Source organism: Burkholderia sp. LMG 13014, from assembly GCF_905232215.1.
Classification (GTDB): Bacteria; Pseudomonadota; Gammaproteobacteria; order Burkholderiales; family Burkholderiaceae; genus Burkholderia.
The window spans coordinates 1-20,694 of record NZ_CAJNKE010000029.1; the positions used below are offsets into that span (position 1 = coordinate 1).

Sequence of the window (20,694 nt, forward strand, 5' to 3'; positions counted from 1 at the left end):
GGCCCGTGCGAGAAGCTGGCCGAGGCGTGGCGTGCGTGCGTTCATTGCTTGTCTCCGGGTTTGCCTTGCAGCAGCGATTCGGGGTGGCGTTCGAGATAGTCGGCGAGCATGTTCAGCGAACGGAGCGTTTGCGTCAGTTCCTTCAGTGCGCCGCGTACGTCCGATTGCAACGGGGAATCCTGCTGCAGCGTGGCTTCGGCGGTCGTGAACGTCTGCTTCGCGGCCGACAACGTATCGCGTGCCGCGGGCGCGACCTGCGTGTCGAGCTGCTTGAACAGCTTGTCGGCATTCGCGAGCGTGCTGTTCAGGTTGGCGCCGATCTGGTCGAACGGCACCTTGTCGAGTTTCTTCGCGATGTCGGCGACCTGCAATTGCAATTCGTCGAGCGTGTTCGGCACGGTCGGCAACTCGATCGTCTCCTGATTGACATCGAGTTTCACGGCCGAGGCGGTCGGGAAGAAGTCGAGCGCGACGTACAACTGGCTCGTCAGCAGGTTGCCCGTGCGCAACTGGCCGCGCAGGCCGTGCTCGACGAGTCGCTGAAGAATTTCGCGGCGCGCGGGTTCGCCCTTGCTGCGGATCGTATCGCGGAAGCGCTTGCCGAGGCGCTCGGGGTAGATGTTCATCGTCACCGGCATCGTGAAGCCCTTGGTTTTCGGGTCGTAGTCGATGCCGATATTCGTGACCTCGCCGAGCACGATGCCGCGGAAGTCGACCGGTGCGCCGACGCTCAGCCCGCGCAGCGACTGGTTGAAGTTCATCACGACCGGCACGCGTTCGCCGTCCGGATCGCGCATCGCCTGCGTCTCGTCCGCGCCGAGCGCGAAGACCGTATCGTGCGTGGCAACGGCGCCGGCTGGCTGGTCGACCGGTGCCTGGAACGCGATGCCGCCGAGAATCACGGTCGCGAGCGATTGCGTGTTGAGCTTGAGGCCGCTCGAATCGAGCCGCAGATCGACGCCGCTCGCCTGCCACCAGCGCGAGTTCGTGTGGACATACTGGTCGTACGGCGCATTGACGAACACGGTGAACGTGACACCCGTGCCGAGCGGGTCGAGCGAGAAGCCGACGACTTGCCCGACCTGCACGCGCCGGTAGTAGACGGGCGAGCCGATATCGATCGAGCCGAGCGAATCGCCGCGCAGCGTGTATTGCGTGCCGCGCTGGTCGCCGGTGACGGCTGGCGGTGTCTCGAGTCCGCTGAACGCGGTGGCGTCGATTTTCGAGCGCCCGGCATCGACGCCGATGTACGCGCCGGACAGCAGCGTGCCGAGGCCCGACACGCCGCTTGCGCCGACCCGCGGCCGCACGACCCAGAACCGCGAATCCTTCACGGCGAAGGTGTCGGCGTCCTTGGTGAGCTGGACGTCGACCAGCACGTGCGACAAGTCCTTGGCAAGCTTGATCGCCTTGACGGTGCCGATTTCGACATCCTTGTATTTCACCCGGGTCTTGCCGGGTTCGAGGCCATCGGCGTTGCGAAAGCTGATCGTGATCTCGGGCCCGCGTTCGAGCACCGACTTGACGACCAGCCCGATGCCGATCAGCGCGGCGACGAGCGGCACCAGCCAGACGAGCGACGGCAGCCATCCGGCGCGTGTCGCGATGACGGGATCGGGGACGGACGGGAACGGTTGGCCGTTCCCGGGGCGTTCCGCGTGCGAATCGTGTTGCGGGCCTTGCGGACTATTCATGGTGTTTCCCAGAAGTTTCGACTGGATCCCAGATCAGGCGGGGATCGAACTGCATCGACGCGAGCATCGTGAGGATCACGACGGAACCGAACGCGAGCGCGCCGGGGCCGGCCGTGATCGTCGCCAGCGAGCGGAAATGGACGAGCGCGGCGGTGAGCGTCACGACGAAGATGTCGAGCATCGACCAGCGGCCGATCCGTTCGACCATCCGGTAAAGCCGGGTGCGCTGCATCGGCCGCCAGGCGGAGCGGCGCTGTGCGGTGAAAGCGAGGATGAAGAGCACGCCGAGCTTGAGCATCGGCACGAGGATGCTCGCGACGAACACGACGACGGCGAGCGGCCATTCGCCCGACACCCAGAAATAGACGACGCCGCTCATGATCGTGTCGTCCTGCGAACCGACGATCGAGGTCGTGTGCATCATCGGCAGCAGGTTGGCCGGGATATAGAGGATCGCGGCGGCGATCAGCAGCGCCCACGTGCGCGCGAGGCCATTCGGGATGCGCGCGTGCAGCGCCGTGCCGCAGCGCGTGCAGCGGGCCGGGGTGGCGTGCGGGTGCCCGGTGTCCGGCTGCGCGTGCCGCTGTACGCGGCCGCACGCGTGGCAGCCCGTCACACCCGCGCGGCGAGCGGTTACGATCTTCATCGTGCGGTCGCGCGACGTGCCGGGCCGCCTGCCGCCCGCTCGCGCAGCGCATCGGCCACGTCCCACAGCGCGCGGGGGTCGAACGCCGCGGCCACGGCGAGCAGCAGCGTGAGCGTCGCGAACGCGAACAGCGCCGCCTCGGGCACGACTTGCGCGAGGCTCACCATCTTCACGATCGTGACGAGAATGCCGAGCATGAACACCTCGATCATGCCCCACGGGCGGACGAGCTGGATCGCCCGCAATACGGTGTCGAAGGCCGGCGGGATCCGGCCGGCGCGAAGCGGGGCCAGCAGGTAGAGGAGCGCGGCCAGCTCGACCAGCGGAAACAGCAGCGCGGAACAGAACACCATGACCGCGACGATCCGCATGTCCTGGCGCCACAGCGCATCGAGCGCACCGGTCAGCGTGGTCTGCACGTGCATGCCGCTGACGTTCATTTCGAGGATCGGGAAACATTGGGCGATCGCGAACGCGATCAGTGCCGCGAGCGTGAGCGCGCAGATCCGGTCGAGCTGCGCGGCATGACCGCGGTAGAGCCGTTCGTTGCAGCGCGGGCAGCGGGCGGTTGCTTTGCCTGCGAGGCGCGGCTTGTTCAGCACCGCATCGCAGGTATGGCAAACAATCAAGGCAGGTTGGGACACGTGACGTGATTCGTTTCGGTTCTATCGAAAAATTCGGAAAAGCGCGGCGTCTCGATGGCCGCATGAACGGGCCGCACCGAGGCCTGCGCGGGTCAACGGCGAGGCTTCCGGACTTCGTCGAGCATGCGGGCCAGCGAGGCGCCGAGCACGCGTCGTTCCTCGGCGGACAAGTGGCCGAGTACGGCCTGCCCGGCCTGGGCGAGCACCGACGGGATCTGCTGCGCGAGCGCGAGGCCGGCGGGCGTCAGCGACAGGTTCCGCGTGCGGCGGTCGTCGCTGCCCGGACGGCAGACGACCCATTCGCGGTTGGGGAGATCGTGCAGCAGGCGCGAGATCCGGCTCGTACCGCAGCCGAGTGCCTTCGCGAGATCCTGTTGCGAGACGGTTTCGCCCCCCGCGAGCTGGACGAGCACGCTGCCCTGGGAGAAGGAGATCCCGAGTGTCGTCAGCATGCGCTGGTCGAGCATGCGCTCGATCGAGACACGGATGTCCAGCAGCAACCGGAAGCTGTCGACGTGGCGCGGTGTGCCACCTCGGCTGAAGGACAAAAAGTTCTCGAACATACTCGGCATCACCCTGCATTCGACGCGACACGCGCATCCGGTCGATATCCACCACCGTGCGCGCTGGGCAAGGTGCGGTTTCGATGGTAAGCGTGCGGGGCCGGCGGGAAAATTGGAAAATCCGACAACGCGATTGTCGATATTCACAACGCGACCGGCCTCTGCCATGCCACCGCCGGGCAATTCCGCGATACTTTCGCCTACGCAGTCACAGCGCCGCGCCGTGCCTGTCCATTCCATTGCGACCCAAGCCGACCATGCCAGTCATCGTTCCCTCCCTCAGCTCGCGCCTGCGCGACAAGCTTGCCGAGCTCGCGGACGACCGCGCCGTGATCGTCGAGAGCGCGTATGCAATCCTGATGAAGCTCGAGGGCTACCGGGACCTCGCACCGACCGTCAGAAACGACATCTTCGAAGCGATGTCGCTGCAGACGGATCTGTGCCTCCGGTCGTTACTGACCGGGAAGCCCTGTTCGGCGGAGGTCATCGACGCGTTGCAGGAATCGGCGCGGCGCCGCGTGCACCAGAATGTGCCGCTGCAGTCGATCCTGCGTGCGTATCAGCTTGGCGCGCGCGAGATCTGGCGGGTGAGCGCCGAGCTCGGCCGGGCCGACCCGGCACTCGCGGAGGAATTGCTGTTCGACGTGTCGCCGTATCTGTTCGACTTCTTCGACGAGCAGGCGCAGATCACCGCGCAAGCCTATACGGCCGAGCAGCACCAGCAGGCCTGGTGGCGTGAATCGCTGCTGCATCAGTTCCGTGACGTGATCTTCCATGCATCCGGCGATGCCGCGATGTTTGCGGAGCTGGCCGCCGCGCTCGGACTGGATGCCACGTCACCGCGCGTCGCACTCGCGATCGACGCCGACCTCCGGGATCTTCCGCCGGTTGTCCGGTACGACGAACTCGAACGGCTCGTCCTGATTGCGGCACGGCATCTGGAAGTGGCGCGGGAGGCGCTCGTGCATGCGTGGCATCGCGAACGGCTGGTGATCTGGGTGCCGTGCACGCGCGGCGATACGCTCAGCCGCTGCGACCAGCTCGTCGCCGAGCGGGCGGCGCGCCTCGTCGGTGCGGAACCGCGCATGCGCAACATCGGGATCGGCCTGATGAATCATGGTGCGGACGGCTGGGCCGCGTCGGTCACCGAGGCGCTGAAGGCCGTCGACTTCGCGCCGCGCGACGGGCAGTCCCGCAGGATTCACCGGTACTCGTCGATCGCGATCGAGGAAAGCGTGCGCGGCACGCCCAACGTGCTGCGCTACCTGGTCTCGCTGATCGAGCAGTTGTCGGGCGAGGCGGATCTGATCGCGACGCTCGCTGCCTATTTCGAGAGCGGGCAGCGGCGCAGGGTGACGGCCGAGCGCCTGAACATTCATCCCAATACGCTGATCCATCGGCTGGAGCGCATCGAAACCCTGCTGGGCGCGTCGCTCGACGATCCCGGGTGGATCGCGCAACTCGACATCGCGCTCAAACTGAGACACGCCCCGTCCGGGAGCGCCGCGCCCGAGCCGGTCGAACCCGAACCGAAACCGAAACCGAGGCGAGGGCGCGCAAGCGCGAAATGACCGGCCGGGGCGGCGCGTCGGGCCGCGTCACGCGTTGTCGCGTACCGCCATCGCGAGCGGCATCATCGCCGGCCCGATAGCGGCGAGCAGGCGCTCTTTCGATACCCCGTCGCGGGATTGTACGGAAATGCCGTGCAGCTGCGTCGCATAGAAATCGGCCAGCGCCTTGATGTCGGTGCCCGGCGCGAGCTGCCCCTGCGCGGCGGCGAGCTGCAGGCGCTCGGCGATCGATTGCGTGCGTGCGCGCCGATGGGCGGCCAGCCATTCCATGACACCTTCGTTTTCGGCCGAGTAGTTGGTCGCGGCGGAGACCACCATGCAGCCGTGCGGCTGGCCACGCTTCGTATAAGCGGCGACGGCGTCGCGCAGCATCCGCTCGACGGCCGCGCGGACGTCGGTTTCCTCGCCGAGCGCACGATCGGCGAAGCCGCCTTCGCTTTGTTCGTAGAGCGCCACGGCTTCATGGAACAGGGCTTCCTTGCTGCCGAAGGCGGCATAGATGCGCGCCGACGCAATGCCCATCGTTTCGACCAGGTCGGACATCGACGTGCCTTCGTAGCCGCGTCGCCAGAACGCGAGCATCGCGCGTTTCAGCGCCATGTCGCGATCGAATTCTCTCGGTCGTCCCGCCATATCCCTTTCGTCCGTCGTCACATCGTGCGCCGATTTTATCGCGCGCCGTGTTGACACGCACCGTTCCGGCATTCTATTCTTTGTCGATCAACAAACAATAGGAGTTGATCATGCGTACTCTCAAGGGCCCCAGTCTCCATCTCGCGCAGTTCGCCGACGACGCGGTGCCGTTCAACAGCTTGCCGAATATCGCGCAATGGGCGGCCGGCGTCGGCTTCAAGGCGCTGCAGATTCCCGCGTGGGACGGCCGGCTGTTCGACGTGGAGACCGCTGCAGAAAGCCAGGCCTATTGCGATGACGTGAAGGGCATGCTGGCCGAACACGGGCTGGAGATCAGCGAACTGACCACGCATATCTTCGGGCAACTGGTCGCCGTGCATCCGGCGTACGACGCCATGTGCGACAACTTCGCGCCCGAGGCCGTGCGCGGCAATCCGGCCGCGCGCACCGCATGGGCGCTGGATCGGCTCGAGCTGGCGGCGCGGGCGTCACGCCGCCTGGGGCTGACCGACATGGGCACTTTTTCGGGCTCGTTCGCGTGGCCGTACCTGTTTCCGTTCCCGCAACGGCCAGCCGGCCTGATCGAGACGGCCTTCGACGAACTGGCGCGCCGCTGGCGGCCGATTCTCGACGTCTGCGATGAAAACGGCGTCAACCTCTGCTACGAGATCCACCCCAGCGAAGACCTGCACGACGGCGTCAGTTTCGAGCGCTTCCATGCGCTGGTCGGCCAGCACGCGCGCTGCAAGATGCTGTTCGATCCCAGCCATTTCGTGCTGCAGCAACTGGACTATCTGGCCTACATCGATATCTATCGCGAACACATTCGCATGTTCCATGTGAAGGATGCCGAGTTTCTGCCGTCGGGCCGTCAGGGCATCTACGGCGGCTACAGCTCGTGGCTGGAGCGTGCCGGCCGTTTCCGCTCGCTCGGCGACGGTCAGGTCGACTTCAAGGCAATTTTTTCGAAATTTGCTCAGTACGACTACACAGGATGGGCCACCCTCGAGTGGGAGTGCTGCCTCAAGGATCAGGAGGACGGCGCGCGCGAAGGCGTCGCGTTCATCAACGACCACATCATCCGGGTGACGGAGCGCGTCTTCGACGACTTCGCCGGTGCCGCGGTCAATCAACAGCAAATCCACGACATGCTCGGCATCGCCTGAGCCGGCCCCCCATTGCGAGGAACCATCGATATGTCCGCTCAACTTCAGTCGTCGTTCGCCGACGCTCAACGCTTTGCCCATCAATACGTCCGCATCGACGGCCAGCGCATTCATTGCGTCACGGCCGGCGTCGGCACCCCGGTCCTGCTGATTCCCGGATGGCCGCAAACCTGGTACGCATGGCGTCATGTGATGCAGGCGCTCGCCGCGCGCGGCTTCATGGCCATCGCGGTCGATCCGCCAGGCACCGGCTACTCCGACCGGCCGGATGCGGGTTACGACACGGGGCACACGGCGGCCACGTTGCATCGCGTGATGGTGCAGCTCGGCTTCGATGTGTACCAGGTGGCCGGCCACGACGTCGGCATGTGGGTGGCCTATGCGCTGGCGAGCGATCGGCCCGAGGCCGTGAAGTCGCTGGCGCTCACGGAGGCCGTGATTCCGGGGCTGGCGCCCGCGCCGTCGATCTTCGCTCCGCCGGAAGAGAACATCTTCCTGTGGCATTTCATGTTCAACCAGCTGGCCGATCTGCCCGAGACGCTGATTGCCGGACGTGAGCGGGCCTATCTTGAGTTCATGTTCAACCGCTGGTCGTTCAGGCGCGATTGCGTGGCCGTCGATGTGTATATCGACGCCTATGCGGCGCCGGGCGGCTTGCGCGGCGGCTTCTCGTATTACCGCGCGATTCCGGAGACGATCCGGCAGAACCGCGAGCGGGCGCAGCACAAGCTGGCGATGCCGGTGCTCGCCATCGGTGCCGAACATGCGACCAACGATGCGCCGCTGGTCACGATGCGCGACAACGCGACGGATCTGCAGGGCGCGGTCGTCCCCGATTGCGGCCACTTCATCATGGAAGAGGCGCCGGACGCGTTCATCGGCCATCTGCTGCCGTTCCTGGAACGGAGCCGCTGACCATGCCGATCGACGCGAACATCGCCGCGCTGCTGGAGCGATTGGCCGGGGGCGAGCCGCCTGCGTCGCTGGACGCGTTGCGGCAAGCCACCGATACGGCACTGCGGGGCTGGCATGGACCGCTGGAAGCGGTCGACCGTACGGAAACCTTCGCGGTGCCCACGCGCGACGGGCGGCAGATTCGCGTGCGGGCCTATTGGCCCGCGGTGACATCGGCGCGCGTGGCAGGCCAGCCGGCGATCGTCTATGCGCACGGCGGCGGGTGGTGCCTCGGCACGCTCGAGCTTTACGACAATCCTTGCCGCGCGCTGGCCAACGCGACGCAATGCGTCGTGCTGTCGGTCGATTACCGGCTTGCGCCGGAGCACCCGTTTCCGGTGCCGCTGGAGGATTTCTGCGATGCGCTGGACTGGGTATTCCGCGAGGCGGGCGCCCTGGGGCTGGACCCGGCGCGCATCGCCGTCGGCGGCGACAGTGCCGGAGGCAACCTGGCGGCGGCTGCGTGCCTGGTCGCACGGGAGCGGAGCGGCCCGGCGATCGCGCATCAGCTTTTGCTGTATCCGCCGCTCGATGCGTCGATGAGCACGGTGTCCTATCGGACTTGCGGGCAGGGCTACTACCTGACGCAAGAGATCATGCGGGTTTGCTTCGACCTGTACCTGGCCGATGCGGACGACGGCAGCTCACCCGGTGTGTCGCCGCTGCGGGTGGCTTCGTTCGAGGGTTTGCCACCGGCCACGTTGCTGGCGTGCGAGTACGACCCGGTGCGCGATGACGCGGAGGCGTATGCCGGGCGATTGCGGGAAGCCGGCATGCCGGCCGATTGCGTCGTGCTGCCGGGGATGATCCATGCGTGCATCCACATGGTCGGCGTGACGCCGGCAGCCCGCCAGGTGTTCGACGTGGCCGGCGCGCAGATGCGCCGGGCGTTCCGTCGGTGAGCGGATGGCCGAAGGGTGCGTGCGCGAAATCGGGAAGACCGGCGCGTTTTCCGTGGTTTCGGCGAGTTTCGTCTCTGACAGGCCACACGGTGGACGTATTGACGTCCGGCAGCAGGTTGACTAGATTCGTCACATGAACGCACGTTTCGTCACGACCACGACTACCACCACGACCGCCAATGGCGGGCCGGGAGGAGGTTGCGCGTCGTAGGCCAGTGTGTCAAACCCACCCCAAGCCCCGCCGGAAACGGACGGGGCTTTTTTCATGCTCCGTCTGGCCGGCATCGAACGTCAGCGGAGAACATGATGGATGATTGCGATCGCCGGGTGTCCGGCGACAGAGTCGACCCGTTTCGCCAGAAGGACAGCAAGCCGGCTGCCTGGCTCACGGGAATCGCGGACGGCGTGCCGGCGTCGACGCGGGTCCTGCTGATCTTCCAGTTCCTCGTGAATCTGTCGGTGTTCGGGTCGCTGCCGCTGCTTGCCGCGTTCCTGGACATGGAGCGTCATCTGGACGCGAGTAGCGTCGCCAGCGTGCTGACGGTGAATCTGCTGGCGAGCCGGCTGCTGCCGCTGGTGCTGGGTGCCTCGACGGATCGCTTCAGCAGTCGCGTGCTGACCACGCTCGGCCTGCTTTGCCGTGCGGCGGGGTTCGTCGGATTCGCGTTGGCGCGGTCGCTGCCGGGCCTGTTGATGTGGGCGTGCCTGTCCGGGCTGGGGGCCGCGCTTTACGAAACGACCGCGTATTCGATCTTCGGCTCGCTCGATGGCGCGGTGCGTCCCAAGGTGTTCGCACTGAACAATCTGGCGCTCAATCTCGGCGCGTTGATCGGCCCTGCGCTACTGATCGTCGTGCCGAACACGAACGGGGCACTGCCGTTTCTGGTGAGCGGCGCAGTGTTCACGGCGCTCGCGCTGATTGCTCCGTGGATCGCGGGGCGAAGCCGGCGCCCCGCGGCCGCGGCGCACCCGCTGCGCGGTGTGCTGGCCGCGTTTGGCGACAGGCGGTTCCGCCGGCTCTGCTGGGCGCTTGTTCCGTTCTGGACCGTGTATACGCAGATTTACGTCTTCATCCCGTTGACCTTTTCGCATGGCGCACACGGCTTTAATGGCGTGAGACCGTTCTACATCACGAACGCGCTGATCGGAATCGCCACCGCCTGGCTCGGCATGGGCTGGTTTCAGCGCACGAACTGGCGCGCGATGATGGTGATCGGGCATGCCGCGTTGTGTGGCTGCTTTGCGATTGCGGCACTGCTGTTCACCCGCGACCGGGGCGCGGAGGCGTCGCTCGTGATCCTGGTCGTGATCGCGATCGTCTTCACGTTTGGCGAGAGCCTGATTCTTCCCGCGTCGAATATCGCGCTCGCCGACCTGACGACGGACGGCAATGCCGGCCGCTATTTCGGCGCGTCGGCGATTTCGTGGGCGATCGGCGGGATGCTCGGCAACTTCATCGGCAGCATCGCCGCAGGCTGGACGGTGCTCGCGCCGGGATGGATCCTGTTTATGGGAATCGCGTTGGCCGGTCTGCTCGCATTCGGCAGGCAGCGGCCGGAATAGCCAGGGCGACGGTCGATGTCACGCGAGCGACCGGCGCCGCCGAATCCGCGCCTTTGCGCATTTGAACCACAGCCGCAGCGCACCGACACCGCCCGCGACCGGAATTCGCGGCAACAGGAACCGATCGTCGTCCGCATCGGCGCAGCCGCGCCGCGTCGTCGTCGCGTGGTGGTAACCCGCGGCGACGACCTGGTCGCGCACACGCGGGTCCAGATCGCCGTACGGGTAGCAGAACGATTCGATGGTCTGGCCGCTGAACGCTTCGAGCCGCCGCTTCGATTCGGTGATTTGCACGTCCGACACGTGCGCCGGTACGTGCGACAGCGCGACGTGATCGAGCGTATGCGAGCCGATTTCATGGCCGTGATCGCGCCAGGCGAGCATGTCCGCGCACGTCATGAGCGGCGAGCGTGCGGTATCGGCGCCCGCATCCCAGTCGTTCTCGCTGCCGAACCGGCCCGCGACGAAGTAGCAGGTCGCGGTGAAGCCGAGCGCGTCCAGCACGGGCATCGCATGCGTCAGCACGTTGAGAAAGCCGTCGTCGAACGTAATGCCGAACACCTTCCCGCTGCGCTCGCCGCGCAGGTACGGCTGCAGTTCGCGCACGCTCAGGCCGCGATAGCCGAGCCGCCTGAACAGCGTCATCTGGCGGCGGAACGCATCGGGCGCGACGCTCAGGCTGCGCAGCCGGTCGGTCGGCGGCGGCAGCGTGCGGATCTGGTGATACATCAGGATCGGGTAGCGCGGGGCGGGCAGCAGCATGAGCGGGTCGCGAGAACGGGGAATTACGCGGCCTTGCGGAAAATCCGCAGGGTCTTGAAGTCGCCGACTTCGACGAAATCGGCATTCGCGGCCCATTGCTCGATGATCGGCTCGGCCTGCCGGTACGCCGACGAGCCCTTGTAGAACAGCAGGTGGCCGTCGCGCGCGGTATGGCGGGCGAACAGGTCGAGCACTTCGGCGTCGGTCTTCGCGCCGTAGCGGCTGTTCGTCTCGTCGCGGAATTCGCACAGATGGAACAGCGTGACGACGTCGAACGCCGGCAGCAGGTCCGAGTTGCTCGTATAGATGTCGCCGAAATAGGCCAGATAGGTCTTGCTCACCTCCGGTTGCCGCGTGACGAGATCGACGTACGACTTGTATTCCTTCGGCGACGCCGTCACGCCGAAGACGGTGTTGTTCAGGCGCGGCCGCGCGCATTCGAGGCCGACATGATGGTGGCCGCCGGTGCCGAAGTGATAGATGCGGATGCCGTTCAGGCGAACGGATTCCAGCCATTCGATGAAGTGCACGTCGCACGGACACTCCTGCGTGCGCAGATCCCAGTATTTCTTCCAGATGTTCATTGCCATTAAACGGACCTCAAGGATGTCACCCGACGATTGGGGTTGTGTCGAATCGATTTCTGATAGACGGACAGCGTCGCGTCGACGAATCGTTCGAACGAGAACTCGCGCTTGCCCTTCAGCCGCGCGCTGCGACCCATCTCGCGCACGCACCCGGGTTCGCGCACGATCGCGCGCAGGATTGCCTCGATTGCTTCCGGCTCGCGCGGCGGAACCACCCAGCCGTCCACGCCCGGCTCGACGTTCTCGGGCAGCCCGCCTACCCGCGTCACGATCGCGGGGCAGCCGAACGACATCGCTTCGCGGCACGCATACGACAGGCTCTCTTGGTACGAGAGCACGAACGACACGTCGATGATCGAGAACGGCGCGCGCACGTCGTCGAGGCGGCCGGTGAAAGCGGTGCGCGCCGCCATGCGGTGGTGCGCGATCTGTTCGCGTTGCTCGGCGGTCGGCTCCGCGCCGATCAGTAGCACGCGAAACCGTTCGCGCTCGTGTTCGGGCAGGCGGCCCAGCGCCGCGATCAGGTCCATCCAGCCTTTTTGCGGCGCGGTGCCGGCGCTGCTGCCCAGCACGATCGCGTCCGCGCTGGCCGGCCCGAACAACGCGATCTTGCGATGGCGGATTTCGTCACTCGCCAGTCGTTCCGCGGCCTGCCGGCGCACGCCGTGCTTGACGACCGTGACGTTGCCATACGGCGACTGGCGCGCGAGCATGCCCGCCACGTAGTCGCTGACCGCGATCGTGTGGTCGGTGGCGAGGCGTGCGCGCAGCACGTTGCCGAAGCTGTCGGCGCGATAGGTGTTGTGCTTGGTGAGCACCACCGCAGGCCGATACCGGCAGCCGAGCAGCGCGAGCATCACCTGCCGGTGATCGGCGGCCCCGTTGACATGGATGACGTCGAAACGCTCGGCGACGATCCGCTGGCGCAGCCGGACGATTTCCTGGCACAGCCGGTTCCAGCGCGGCTTGAATTCCATGTCGAAGATGGCCACGTCGGGACTGTCCTTCAACAATCGCGACAGGCGGCTGCCTTCCGGCGACGCGACGGTCACGCGATGGTGCCGGCTCATCGCGGCAGCGAGATCGCGGACGTAGGTGTCCTGGCCGCCGCCGTAGTCGCCGTGGAAGTTGGTATACAGAATGTTCATCACGATGCCGCCTTTCCTCGCTCATTCATTGAGCAGGACTGCTTAAAAAATGAATGCCTCAACCCGTTGAAAGCCATGACCCGAACCCGGTTCCGTGTTGCCGATGCGGGCGTGCGCATCGACGCCCGGGCGTGGCGGCAATGCGAATCGTTTCAAAATATTACAGAAGCATTACGTATCGTAGTGTCAAGGTCTGCGCATCTTTGTGAGGATGTGTCGCGAACGCTTGCGGAGTCGTCACGCGGTGCGATGCCGGCGGGGAGGAGGGGGACGCCAGGTGACGCGGTTCCTGCCGCCGGCGCGCGAATCGTGGTGGCCCCGGCGCGAACGGCGATGTGGCCCGATTACCTGCCTGATCGCACAGGATGCGGGCTGGATCGCGACAAAACCGGCTTTTTGGACGGCATCCGGACGCAGATCAACCCGATCGACTTTCAAATTTGAAAGCCAGGGGGGCATTTGCGTTAGAATGCCCCCCCTTGTCCGCCATGGCGATCGCCAACGGCGGACTTGTCGCACCCAGAGAGACGTGGGTTTCGATTCGTAGCCGGGCGCGAAAGATGTGCCAGCCGTTAGCAACATAAGCTTTGTGATTTGGATTACTAATGAAGAAGAAGCGCAACATCACCAAGTACATCGTTGTCGCGATGATTCTTGGTATCGCAGTGGGTTACGCCTGTCATAGCGCGTTTCCCGACCCGAACATGGCGAAGGAGGTCGCCGGCTACGTGTCGTTGCTGTCCGACGTGTTCCTGCGCCTGATCAAGATGATCATCGCGCCGCTGGTATTCGCGACGCTGACCGTCGGCATTGCGCAGATGGGCGACGGCAGCGCGGTGGGCCGCGTCGGCGTCAAGGCGTTCGGCTGGTTTTTCATCGCATCGTTTACGTCGTTGCTGCTCGGCCTGCTGACCGCAACGATCCTGCAACCGGGCAGCCATCTGAGCCTGCCGCTGCCGGCGTCCGATGCGGCCCTCGGCCTGAAGACGGGCGCCTTCACGCTGAAGGACTTCGTGGTCCACCTGGTGCCGAAGTCGATCGCGGAAGCGATGGCGAACAACGAAATCCTGCAGATCGTCGTCTTCTCGATCTTCTTCGGTACCGCGCTGTCCGCGCTCGGCGAATCGGGCAAGCGCCTGACCGGCGTGATCGACGATCTCGCGCAGGTGATGCTGAAGGTGACGGGCGCCGTGATGTGGTTCGCGCCGGTCGCGGTGTTCGCGGCGCTGGCGTCGACGATTACCACCCAGGGGCTCGGCATCCTGCTCACGTTCGCGAAGTTCATGGCGAGCTTCTATCTGGCCCTGGCGCTGCTGTGGGGCGTGCTGACGCTCGCCGGCGTGGTGTTCCTCGGCAAGCGGGCATTCACGCTGATCCGGCTGATCCGCGAGCCGTTCCTGCTGTCGTTCGCGACGGCGAGCTCGGAGGCCGCCTATCCGAAGCTGCTGGACGCGCTCGACCGCTTCGGCGTGAACCGCAAGATCTCGAGCTTCGTGCTGCCGATCGGCTATTCGTTCAACCTCGACGGCTCGATGATGTACTGCACGTTCGCGGTGCTGTTCATCGCGCAGGTGTATGGCATCCATCTGCCGCTGGGCACGCAGATCACGATGCTGCTGATGCTGATGGTCACGTCGAAGGGGATGGCGGGCGTGCCGCGCGCGTCGCTGGTCGTGATCGCGGCGACGCTCAACCAGTTCAACATGCCGGAAGCCGGGTTGCTGCTGATCATGGGCGTCGACATGTTCCTCGACATGGGGCGCTCGGCCACCAACGCGGTCGGCAACTCGATCGCGGCGGCCGTGGTCGCGAAGTGGGAAGGGCAGCTCGACGATCCGCGTGACGACGACGATCCGGACAACGGACGCGTCATGAAGGTGAAGGTGCCGGAAACCTCGGCATCGGCATGATGCGCGGCAGGGCGGCAGCGCAGCGATAGTGGCGCGTTGCCTGCCCCTTGCTCATGGACGATCGCCGGCCTGGATTCGCAACGGATTCAGGCCGGCGATTTGTTTTTGGGGCAATGATTCCGTATTGAACGCGACGATTTTCCGCTCGATTCCCTGATTGATACCGGCGCTCGCCGATTCAATCCGTCGTCGCTGAACCGGCGGCGATATTCCCGCAGGCACACGCCTGATTTTTCCGATCCCCGATTCGACGTGTAAGTGACCATTCACTGTCGCGCTGTCGCGCGCCTCGTCAGCGTGGATGGGCGCGACCGGCAATGCAATCGAAGCCGAACCGGCGGAAAGCGCAGCGGCACGAGCGATCCGCAATTTTTTTCGATTTATATAACGCTATTCTCGCGCTACGCATTATCGAACGCATGCTGCACGTAATACCGACTGCGCCGGATGATTCAGGGGAAGAATTTACGCATCGCGGTTTTCAAGCCATCCGGCCGGCCCTTCAGGTGAAAGTTCTCACCATCCAGGAGAGCATCCGTCATGGTCGCCAGACAACGATTTCAGGCTGTGCTGCTCGCCGCAGCGATCGCCGCGATGACCCCTTCCGTTCAAGCACGCAACACCACCGACTGGCTCGCGAACACGTACGGCACGCTTGCGGCCCACGTCGGCAACGTCGCGCGCGCGATGTGGGTCGCGCCCGAAGGCGTGATCTATACGGCCTCGATGTGGGACGAGGATGAAGGCGGTGTCGCGATCTACCAGAACGGCAAGAGCCTCGGCTCGATCGGCACGCACGCGGAGTTCCAGGGCAGCGCGATCACGGGCAACGCGACCTCGCTGTTCGTCGCGCTGCAGCCCGGCAAGACCTACGGCAGCGGCGCCGTGGGGCGCTACAACCGCGCGACGAAGTATCGCGACCGCGTCATCCAGGTCAGCGCGGCGACCAACCAGCCGCGCATCGACGTCGTCACCGGGCTTGCGACGGCCGGCTCGCTGCTTTATGCGAGCGACTTCTACGGCAATCGCGTGCGGGTGTTCACCACCGACGGCGTGTGGCAGCGGGACATCAACGTATCGGGGCCGGGCGCGCTCGAGGTGGACGCAGCGGGTAACGTGTGGGTCGCGCAGAAGAGCGCGGGCTCGATCGTCGGCTTCAGCCCGGCCGGTGCGCTGCTGAACACGATCCGGATGCCGGCCGGGTCGCAGCCGTCGGCGCTGTATGTCGATGCGGCGGCCGGGCAGCTGCTGGTGGGTGACGAAGGCCCCGACCAGAACATCAAGCGCTATACGGTGGCGGGTCGGCCCGCGCTGGCCGGCACGTTCGGCGTGCGAGGCGGCTATCTCGACACGACGACGGGCATCAAGGGGCAGGCCGGTGCGCAGCGTTTCACGCGTATCGTCGGGATCGGCAAGGACACCGGCGGCAATCTCTATGTGCTCAACAATCCGTGGGGCGGCAGCTGGGATCTCGGCCGCAACGGCGCGACCGACATTCATGCGTACAGCAGCACCGGCAGCCTGCGGTGGACACTCCAGTCGCTGAACTTCGAAGGGATCGCCGCGCCGGACCCGGTCACCGATGGCGCGCTGTTCTACGGCGGCACGCACGTGTACGGCGGCAGCGCGGGCGGCACGTTCGTCGCGAACACGGTCGATCCGTTCGCGTATCCGGCCGATCCGCGCATCAACATGAGCGACACGCAGCGCGACGAGCATTTCGGGCTGCTCACGTCGGTGGGCGCGAACCGGATCCTCGTCGCGGCGGGCCAGAATCCGCCGGTCTTCTACTTCTTCCACTTCAACGCGGCGAACGGCTACATCGCGATCCCGGACGGCTCGATCCCGGGCCCGGCGTTCAACACGACGCGGCGCGTGACGAGCGGTTTCAGCATCGACAGCAAGGGCTGCGTGTGGGCCGGCCTCGACAAGACCGGCGCGATTACCCACTATCCGCTGACCGGCTTCGACGCGAGCGGCAAGCCGTCGTGGGGGCCGGGCGTTGCGACCCGCGTGCCCGACAGCATCCAGCCGCTCACGCGCATCGTCTATCTCGCGGACAGCGACACGATGGTGCTCGCGCAGGGTGCCGTCGGGAGCAACGACTGGACGTCGATCGGCACGCGCATCGAGGTGTATCACGGCTGGAGCGCGGGCAACACGACGAAGCCGGACCCGGTGATCACGCTGCCGCACAGCGGCGCGAAATCGATCGACGCGGTGGGCAACCATCTGTTCGTCGGCTACTGGTTCAGCAGCAGCGGGCCGCTGTGGCCGAACGTCGACGCGTTCAACCTCACCACCGGCAATCTCGACACCACGCTGGTCAACGCGAGCCCCGCGACCGTCGATACCAGCAGCGCGATCGATGCGATGTACAGCATTCGTGCATACCGCCGATCGAACGGCGAGTACGTGGTGATGAAGAACAACGTGAAAGGGAACAGCATCACCGTGTACCGGTGGACGCCCTGACTTCTTCGACGAGGCGCGCGCGGCCGCCTCGACCTCGGCCGGCGGCCGGGCTCGCGAAGCCATGATGTGATTCATCGCGATTTCGCGGGATTTCCACGGCGTTTCCACAGAATTTCCACATCACGCGTTCGTAATGGCCGGCGTGCGCAACGCGCGCCTCACCGCCCGCCAGGCGGCTGTCCCCAACCACACGACGCGAAAAATCGCTTCCGGGCACAATGACAGCGGCATCGGCAGGCACTGCGCGTGCCCATGACGATGAACCGAATCGACTGAATGGTTGCACCGGCGCTTTGCCGCGCCGGTGAATGTGCGCGGCAGCCCCATGCCGCGTTTTTTGAGCCGAAGTGACGAAAAGATGAAGACGAAAACGACACCGAACCGCCTGTTGCTGATCGCTGCGCTGGCCGGCGCGCTGAGCGGTACTGTCCACGCAGAGACGGCGGCTGCCACGGCGACCGTTGCGACGGTCAACGGCACGCCGATCACGCAGGCCGACGTCGATACGCTGCTGCGCGCGTCCGGGCAACCCGACTCGCCGCAGATCCGCCAGGCGATCAAGAATCAGCTGATCACGCGCGTGCTGATTCAGCAGGCCGCCGAGAAGGCGAACTATGCCGACAAGCCCGAGGTCAAGGCGGCGGTGCAGCAGGCGAAAACGAATGCCGAAGTGCAGCTATACCTGCGCGACAACGTGAAGCCCGAGCCGGTGACCGACGAGCAGGTCAAGGCGCGCTACGACGAGCTCGTGGCCGCGCTCGGCAAGAACGAGTACAAGCCGCGCCTGATCGTCGTCCAGGATCCGATGACGGCCGCGACGGTGCTGAGCGAACTGAAGGCGGGCAAGTCGTTCGACGGGCTGGCGCGCCAGTACAGCATGGCGCCGAGCCGCGATACCGGCGGCGAGTTGCCGTGGGTCAGCTTCAACACGCCGGCGACGGAAGGCAAGACGTCCGGCTTGCCGCTGCCGGTCGCGCAGGCACTCGAGAAACTGAAGGTCGGTGCCGCGACGAACGATTCGATTCCGGTCGATGGCGTGCGGGCGATCGTGAAGCTGGATGCGAAGCGGCCGACGCAGGTGCCGGGCTTCGCGACCGCGAAGCCGGGGCTTCAGCAGCAATTGCAGGCGGCCGCCGTGGAGAAGGCGAGTGCGCAGATGATCGGCAACTTGCTGAAGGACGCGAAGATCACGCAGTAATGCCGCGGTGTCGACACGCCGGGCGTCACGCGCGCCAGATCATGCTCGCGCTCGTGTCGGTTTCCGACTCGTTGCGGAAGCCGAGCCGTTCGTAGAGCCGCCGTGCCGGGTTGCCATGCAGCACGCTGAGCGACACGGGCACGTGCGCGTGTGCCGCGTCGTTCAGTAATGCGTTGAGCACGGCCTCGCCGATGCCCCGGCCCTGGTGCGCGGGGAGGATCTGGATCTGGTGCACGTGCCACTCGTCGGTGGCGCGTGTCACCTTCAGCAAGCCGATGGCGTCATCGCCTTCGCAGACGATCATCGCATCGTCGAAGTGCGCGCGGATGCGCCGGTCGTGCGCGTCGTCGTCGGTCGGTGCGCCAACGCGTTGCAGGTGCTCGGTCATCGTGAGGCGACGCAGGTTCAACAGGAACGGCAGGTCGGTGGCGGATGCCGGGCGCAGGCGGATTGCGGGTGTCATCGTGCGGACTCGTTGGTTCGGGAATGCGGGATCGTCGACGAGAAGGTCGCCCCCCGCAGCGAATCATTCCCGATGGTGGGCAGCCGGTCAAAGGGCGCGGCGCCGAATCCGGCGCGCATCCGTGGCCGATCATCCCGTGTGCCGGCCGGATGCCTTTTGCGCATCGACGAGATTGGCGATCAGCGTGTCGACCACCACGCGTTTCAGGCTCACGAGCGCGGCACGCGCATCGCCTCCGCCCGCATGGAGGCACACGTCGACAAACGGCAGCGGCGGCAGGCCGTCGCGCTCGCCGAGTTGCCGCAGCGTCGGCGGCACACCCACCATCGTTCTCGCCGTAATGCCCAGTCCGCCAGCGACGCCGGCCCACAGGCTTTGCAGGCTGCCGGTCGTGTAAGCGAGCCGCCACGGGATGCCGGCCGTGTCGAGCGCATCGGTGCCGGCCTTGCGGAACAGGCACGGCGGTTTGTACAGCGCGAGATCCAGCGGCGCGCCGGCGCGCGGACGCACGTCGATGCCATGCGGCCCGATCCACGCCATCGGCAGCGTGACCAGATGCTCCGCGTCGGCGCGATGCCCGCGGCCCATCGCGAGCACGAGGTCGAGTTCGCCGCCATCGAGCCGGTCGAGCAGCGCGCCGTTGCCGTCGACGACGATGTCGACGCGCACGCCCGGGTGGGTGCGCTTGAACTGGCCGAGCGCGACGGGCAGCCACGATTCGGCGAAGTCGCCGGGCAGCCCGAAGCGCACGGCCCCGTCGATCGCCGCGCCGCGAATCGCGCCGACCGCCTCGTCGTTCAGTTCGAGAATGCGGCGGGCATAGGACAGCATCAGTTCGCCGGCTTCGGTCGGCACGAGGCCGCGCCCCTGTCGGCGAAACAGCGGCTGGCCGATCTGCGTTTCGAGCTTGCGCATCTGCTGGCTGACCGCCGATTGGGATCGGCCGATCCGGTCGGCGGCGCGGTTGAGGCTGCCGAGCCGATCCGCGGCGATCAGCGTGCGCAGCGCATCCATGTCGAGATTCGGAAGCGTCATGATTCGGTTTTTCTTATAAGTCGATTTCGAATTATCGTATTTATTGCACATTCCCGTCGCTACCATCAAGTGAACCGGTCGTTCCGGTTCACGGGGATGCGCGCGATACGCGGCTGCGGATGTCCGTGAGGTTTTTTCCCTTCTTTCCGACAAGGACCGTGAATGAACATCCGCTCGATATTCCGCCAGGGCTTTCCCGGCATGCTGCTGGCCGCATCGATGATTCCCGGCGACGCATCGGCCGCGCCGTCGCTCGCGGGGACGTGGACGCTGGTCGCGGCGGACGTGCGACATCCCGACGGCACGGTCGGCCGCGACTATGGTGCCGATCCGAAGGGGCTGCTGCTGATCGACGTGCACGGGAACTATTCGCTGCAGATCTTCAGGTCGGAGCGCCCGCGCTTCGCGTCGAACGACAAGGCGACCGGCACGCCGGACGAATTCCGTGACGCCGTGCTCGGCTCGAGTACCCACTACGGCACGCTGACCGTCGATCCCGCGAAACACACGCTCGCGTTTCACATCAGCAATGCGTCGTACCCGAACTGGATCGGGCAAACGCAGACGCGAAGCTATCAATTGAAGGACGGCGAACTGAGCTACAGCGTGCCGCCGCGTGCCAACGGCGACATACCGATCTCGGTGTGGCGACGGGCGGATTGAATCGGGAGGGCGTTCGACGCGGGTGGCGTACGGGTGCGATCGCAGCCGGCCCGCCAGGTGGCGGGTAGCCGGCATTGACCGATGACCGGCGCAGGCCGCAGTTGATTGCCGTGCTGG

General features: G+C 65.8%; 21 protein-coding genes. 10 read left to right on the top strand and 11 right to left on the bottom strand.

Translation table 11 applies throughout. The features are described 5' to 3' along the window. Positions 1-41: 41 nt before the first annotated feature. The 4 genes from JYJ84_RS06310 to JYJ84_RS06325 form a co-directional block, all read right to left on the bottom strand. Positions 42-1,694 carry an intermembrane transport protein PqiB gene (locus JYJ84_RS06310; protein WP_122948469.1) on the bottom strand — a complete coding sequence of 551 codons (1,653 nt, stop codon included), beginning with the start codon at positions 1,692-1,694 and terminating at the stop codon, positions 42-44. Further along, positions 1,687-2,340 carry a paraquat-inducible protein A gene (locus JYJ84_RS06315; RefSeq protein WP_175222116.1) on the bottom strand — a complete coding sequence of 218 codons (654 nt, stop codon included), beginning with the start codon at positions 2,338-2,340 and terminating at the stop codon, positions 1,687-1,689. The genes JYJ84_RS06310 and JYJ84_RS06315 overlap by 8 nt, the downstream gene beginning before the upstream one ends. Beyond that, entirely contained in the window at positions 2,337-2,984 is a 648-nt protein-coding gene (locus tag JYJ84_RS06320; protein WP_174956619.1) for a paraquat-inducible protein A, read from the bottom strand. Before JYJ84_RS06320 ends, JYJ84_RS06315 begins: the two co-directional genes overlap by 4 nt. Before the next feature lie 92 nt (positions 2,985-3,076). Further along, on the bottom strand, positions 3,077-3,532 hold the full coding sequence (locus JYJ84_RS06325; RefSeq protein ID WP_175222117.1) for a MarR family winged helix-turn-helix transcriptional regulator: 456 nt from the start codon (positions 3,530-3,532) through the stop codon (positions 3,077-3,079). Positions 3,533-3,804: 272 nt separating this feature from the next. On the opposite strand from JYJ84_RS06325, the gene JYJ84_RS06330 reads away from it, so the two are divergent. Then, the gene (locus JYJ84_RS06330) at positions 3,805-5,118 is read left to right on the top strand and encodes a CdaR family transcriptional regulator (RefSeq protein ID WP_240201838.1); all 1,314 of its coding nucleotides are present in this window, start codon (positions 3,805-3,807) and stop codon (positions 5,116-5,118) included. A 27-nt stretch (positions 5,119-5,145) separates the two neighbouring features. Here the strand turns inward: JYJ84_RS06330 and JYJ84_RS06335 are convergent, their stop codons facing one another. Continuing rightward, positions 5,146-5,751, bottom strand: coding sequence for a TetR/AcrR family transcriptional regulator (locus JYJ84_RS06335; protein WP_175222118.1), 606 nt, complete (start codon positions 5,749-5,751; stop codon positions 5,146-5,148). Between the two features lie 110 nt (positions 5,752-5,861). On the opposite strand from JYJ84_RS06335, the gene JYJ84_RS06340 reads away from it, so the two are divergent. From JYJ84_RS06340 to JYJ84_RS06355, 4 genes are all read left to right on the top strand, one after another. Continuing rightward, positions 5,862-6,917 (top strand): sugar phosphate isomerase/epimerase, encoded by a 1,056-nt coding sequence (locus JYJ84_RS06340; RefSeq protein WP_175222119.1) that lies wholly within the window; start codon positions 5,862-5,864, stop codon positions 6,915-6,917. Between the two features lie 30 nt (positions 6,918-6,947). Continuing rightward, positions 6,948-7,832: an alpha/beta fold hydrolase gene (locus JYJ84_RS06345; protein ID WP_175222120.1), complete on the top strand. Its 885-nt coding sequence runs from the start codon at positions 6,948-6,950 to the stop codon at positions 7,830-7,832. Between the two features lie 2 nt (positions 7,833-7,834). After that, positions 7,835-8,773, top strand: coding sequence for an alpha/beta hydrolase (locus JYJ84_RS06350; protein ID WP_175222121.1), 939 nt, complete (start codon positions 7,835-7,837; stop codon positions 8,771-8,773). A gap of 327 nt (positions 8,774-9,100) precedes the next feature. Further along, positions 9,101-10,336 carry an MFS transporter gene (locus tag JYJ84_RS06355; RefSeq protein WP_175222122.1) on the top strand — a complete coding sequence of 412 codons (1,236 nt, stop codon included), beginning with the start codon at positions 9,101-9,103 and terminating at the stop codon, positions 10,334-10,336. 18 nt (positions 10,337-10,354) lie between these two features. Here the strand turns inward: JYJ84_RS06355 and JYJ84_RS06360 are convergent, their stop codons facing one another. Genes JYJ84_RS06360 through JYJ84_RS06370 form a run of 3 tightly spaced genes read right to left on the bottom strand, consistent with a single transcriptional unit; the run spans position 10,355 to position 12,833 of the window. Further along, positions 10,355-11,098: a polysaccharide deacetylase family protein gene (locus tag JYJ84_RS06360; RefSeq protein WP_122948477.1), complete on the bottom strand. Its 744-nt coding sequence runs from the start codon at positions 11,096-11,098 to the stop codon at positions 10,355-10,357. Positions 11,099-11,121: 23 nt separating this feature from the next. Then, on the bottom strand, positions 11,122-11,688 hold the full coding sequence (locus tag JYJ84_RS06365; protein WP_236027192.1) for a hypothetical protein: 567 nt from the start codon (positions 11,686-11,688) through the stop codon (positions 11,122-11,124). After that, positions 11,688-12,833 carry a glycosyltransferase family 4 protein gene (locus JYJ84_RS06370; protein WP_122948478.1) on the bottom strand — a complete coding sequence of 382 codons (1,146 nt, stop codon included), beginning with the start codon at positions 12,831-12,833 and terminating at the stop codon, positions 11,688-11,690. The genes JYJ84_RS06365 and JYJ84_RS06370 overlap by 1 nt, the downstream gene beginning before the upstream one ends. Here JYJ84_RS06370 and JYJ84_RS06375 point away from each other — a divergent pair. Continuing rightward, positions 12,807-13,277: a hypothetical protein gene (locus JYJ84_RS06375; RefSeq protein WP_164462774.1), complete on the top strand. Its 471-nt coding sequence runs from the start codon at positions 12,807-12,809 to the stop codon at positions 13,275-13,277. The two genes, JYJ84_RS06370 and JYJ84_RS06375, sit on opposite strands and share 27 nt — an antisense overlap. Positions 13,278-13,438: 161 nt before the next feature. Further along, complete coding sequence (locus tag JYJ84_RS06380) at positions 13,439-14,743, top strand: dicarboxylate/amino acid:cation symporter (protein ID WP_175222123.1); 1,305 nt, start codon at positions 13,439-13,441, stop codon at positions 14,741-14,743. Between the two features lie 51 nt (positions 14,744-14,794). Here JYJ84_RS06380 and JYJ84_RS06385 read toward each other — a convergent pair whose 3' ends face one another. Then, a complete protein-coding gene (locus JYJ84_RS06385) occupies positions 14,795-15,112 on the bottom strand; it encodes a hypothetical protein (RefSeq protein WP_175222124.1) in 318 nt (105 codons plus the stop codon). A 171-nt stretch (positions 15,113-15,283) separates the two neighbouring features. On the opposite strand from JYJ84_RS06385, the gene JYJ84_RS06390 reads away from it, so the two are divergent. Continuing rightward, complete coding sequence (locus JYJ84_RS06390) at positions 15,284-17,218, top strand: SMP-30/gluconolactonase/LRE family protein (RefSeq protein WP_175222125.1); 1,935 nt, start codon at positions 15,284-15,286, stop codon at positions 17,216-17,218. 358 nt (positions 17,219-17,576) lie between these two features. Beyond that, entirely contained in the window at positions 17,577-18,416 is an 840-nt protein-coding gene (locus tag JYJ84_RS06395) for a peptidyl-prolyl cis-trans isomerase (protein WP_174956628.1), read from the top strand. Positions 18,417-18,441: 25 nt separating this feature from the next. On the opposite strand, the gene JYJ84_RS06400 is transcribed toward JYJ84_RS06395, so the two are convergent. Both JYJ84_RS06400 and JYJ84_RS06405 read right to left on the bottom strand, forming a co-directional pair. After that, positions 18,442-18,879 carry an N-acetyltransferase gene (locus tag JYJ84_RS06400; protein WP_175222126.1) on the bottom strand — a complete coding sequence of 146 codons (438 nt, stop codon included), beginning with the start codon at positions 18,877-18,879 and terminating at the stop codon, positions 18,442-18,444. Between the two features lie 129 nt (positions 18,880-19,008). Beyond that, positions 19,009-19,914 (bottom strand): LysR substrate-binding domain-containing protein, encoded by a 906-nt coding sequence (locus JYJ84_RS06405; protein ID WP_175222127.1) that lies wholly within the window; start codon positions 19,912-19,914, stop codon positions 19,009-19,011. 162 nt (positions 19,915-20,076) lie between these two features. On the opposite strand from JYJ84_RS06405, the gene JYJ84_RS06410 reads away from it, so the two are divergent. Next, positions 20,077-20,577, top strand: a complete 501-nt coding sequence (locus JYJ84_RS06410; protein WP_174956631.1) for a lipocalin-like domain-containing protein — start codon at positions 20,077-20,079, stop codon at positions 20,575-20,577. The last annotated feature ends 117 nt before the right edge of the window (positions 20,578-20,694 follow it).

Excerpts from the sequence above, each read along its gene's own strand:
- JYJ84_RS06310 (WP_122948469.1), bottom strand. The coding sequence starts at position 1,694 with ATGAATAGTCCGCAAGGCCCGCAACACGATTCGCACGCGGAACGCCCC.
- JYJ84_RS06315 (WP_175222116.1), bottom strand. The coding sequence starts at position 2,340 with ATGAAGATCGTAACCGCTCGCCGCGCGGGTGTGACGGGCTGCCACGCG.
- JYJ84_RS06330 (WP_240201838.1), top strand. The coding sequence starts at position 3,805 with ATGCCAGTCATCGTTCCCTCCCTCAGCTCGCGCCTGCGCGACAAGCTT.
- JYJ84_RS06335 (WP_175222118.1), bottom strand. The coding sequence starts at position 5,751 with ATGGCGGGACGACCGAGAGAATTCGATCGCGACATGGCGCTGAAACGC.
- JYJ84_RS06340 (WP_175222119.1), top strand. The coding sequence starts at position 5,862 with ATGCGTACTCTCAAGGGCCCCAGTCTCCATCTCGCGCAGTTCGCCGAC.
- JYJ84_RS06345 (WP_175222120.1), top strand. The coding sequence starts at position 6,948 with ATGTCCGCTCAACTTCAGTCGTCGTTCGCCGACGCTCAACGCTTTGCC.
- JYJ84_RS06350 (WP_175222121.1), top strand. The coding sequence starts at position 7,835 with ATGCCGATCGACGCGAACATCGCCGCGCTGCTGGAGCGATTGGCCGGG.
- JYJ84_RS06360 (WP_122948477.1), bottom strand. The coding sequence starts at position 11,098 with ATGCTGCTGCCCGCCCCGCGCTACCCGATCCTGATGTATCACCAGATC.
- JYJ84_RS06365 (WP_236027192.1), bottom strand. The coding sequence starts at position 11,688 with ATGGCAATGAACATCTGGAAGAAATACTGGGATCTGCGCACGCAGGAG.
- JYJ84_RS06370 (WP_122948478.1), bottom strand. The coding sequence starts at position 12,833 with ATGAACATTCTGTATACCAACTTCCACGGCGACTACGGCGGCGGCCAG.
- JYJ84_RS06380 (WP_175222123.1), top strand. The coding sequence starts at position 13,439 with ATGAAGAAGAAGCGCAACATCACCAAGTACATCGTTGTCGCGATGATT.
- JYJ84_RS06390 (WP_175222125.1), top strand. The coding sequence starts at position 15,284 with ATGGTCGCCAGACAACGATTTCAGGCTGTGCTGCTCGCCGCAGCGATC.
- JYJ84_RS06395 (WP_174956628.1), top strand. The coding sequence starts at position 17,577 with ATGAAGACGAAAACGACACCGAACCGCCTGTTGCTGATCGCTGCGCTG.
- JYJ84_RS06400 (WP_175222126.1), bottom strand. The coding sequence starts at position 18,879 with ATGACACCCGCAATCCGCCTGCGCCCGGCATCCGCCACCGACCTGCCG.
- JYJ84_RS06405 (WP_175222127.1), bottom strand. The coding sequence starts at position 19,914 with ATGACGCTTCCGAATCTCGACATGGATGCGCTGCGCACGCTGATCGCC.
- JYJ84_RS06410 (WP_174956631.1), top strand. The coding sequence starts at position 20,077 with ATGAACATCCGCTCGATATTCCGCCAGGGCTTTCCCGGCATGCTGCTG.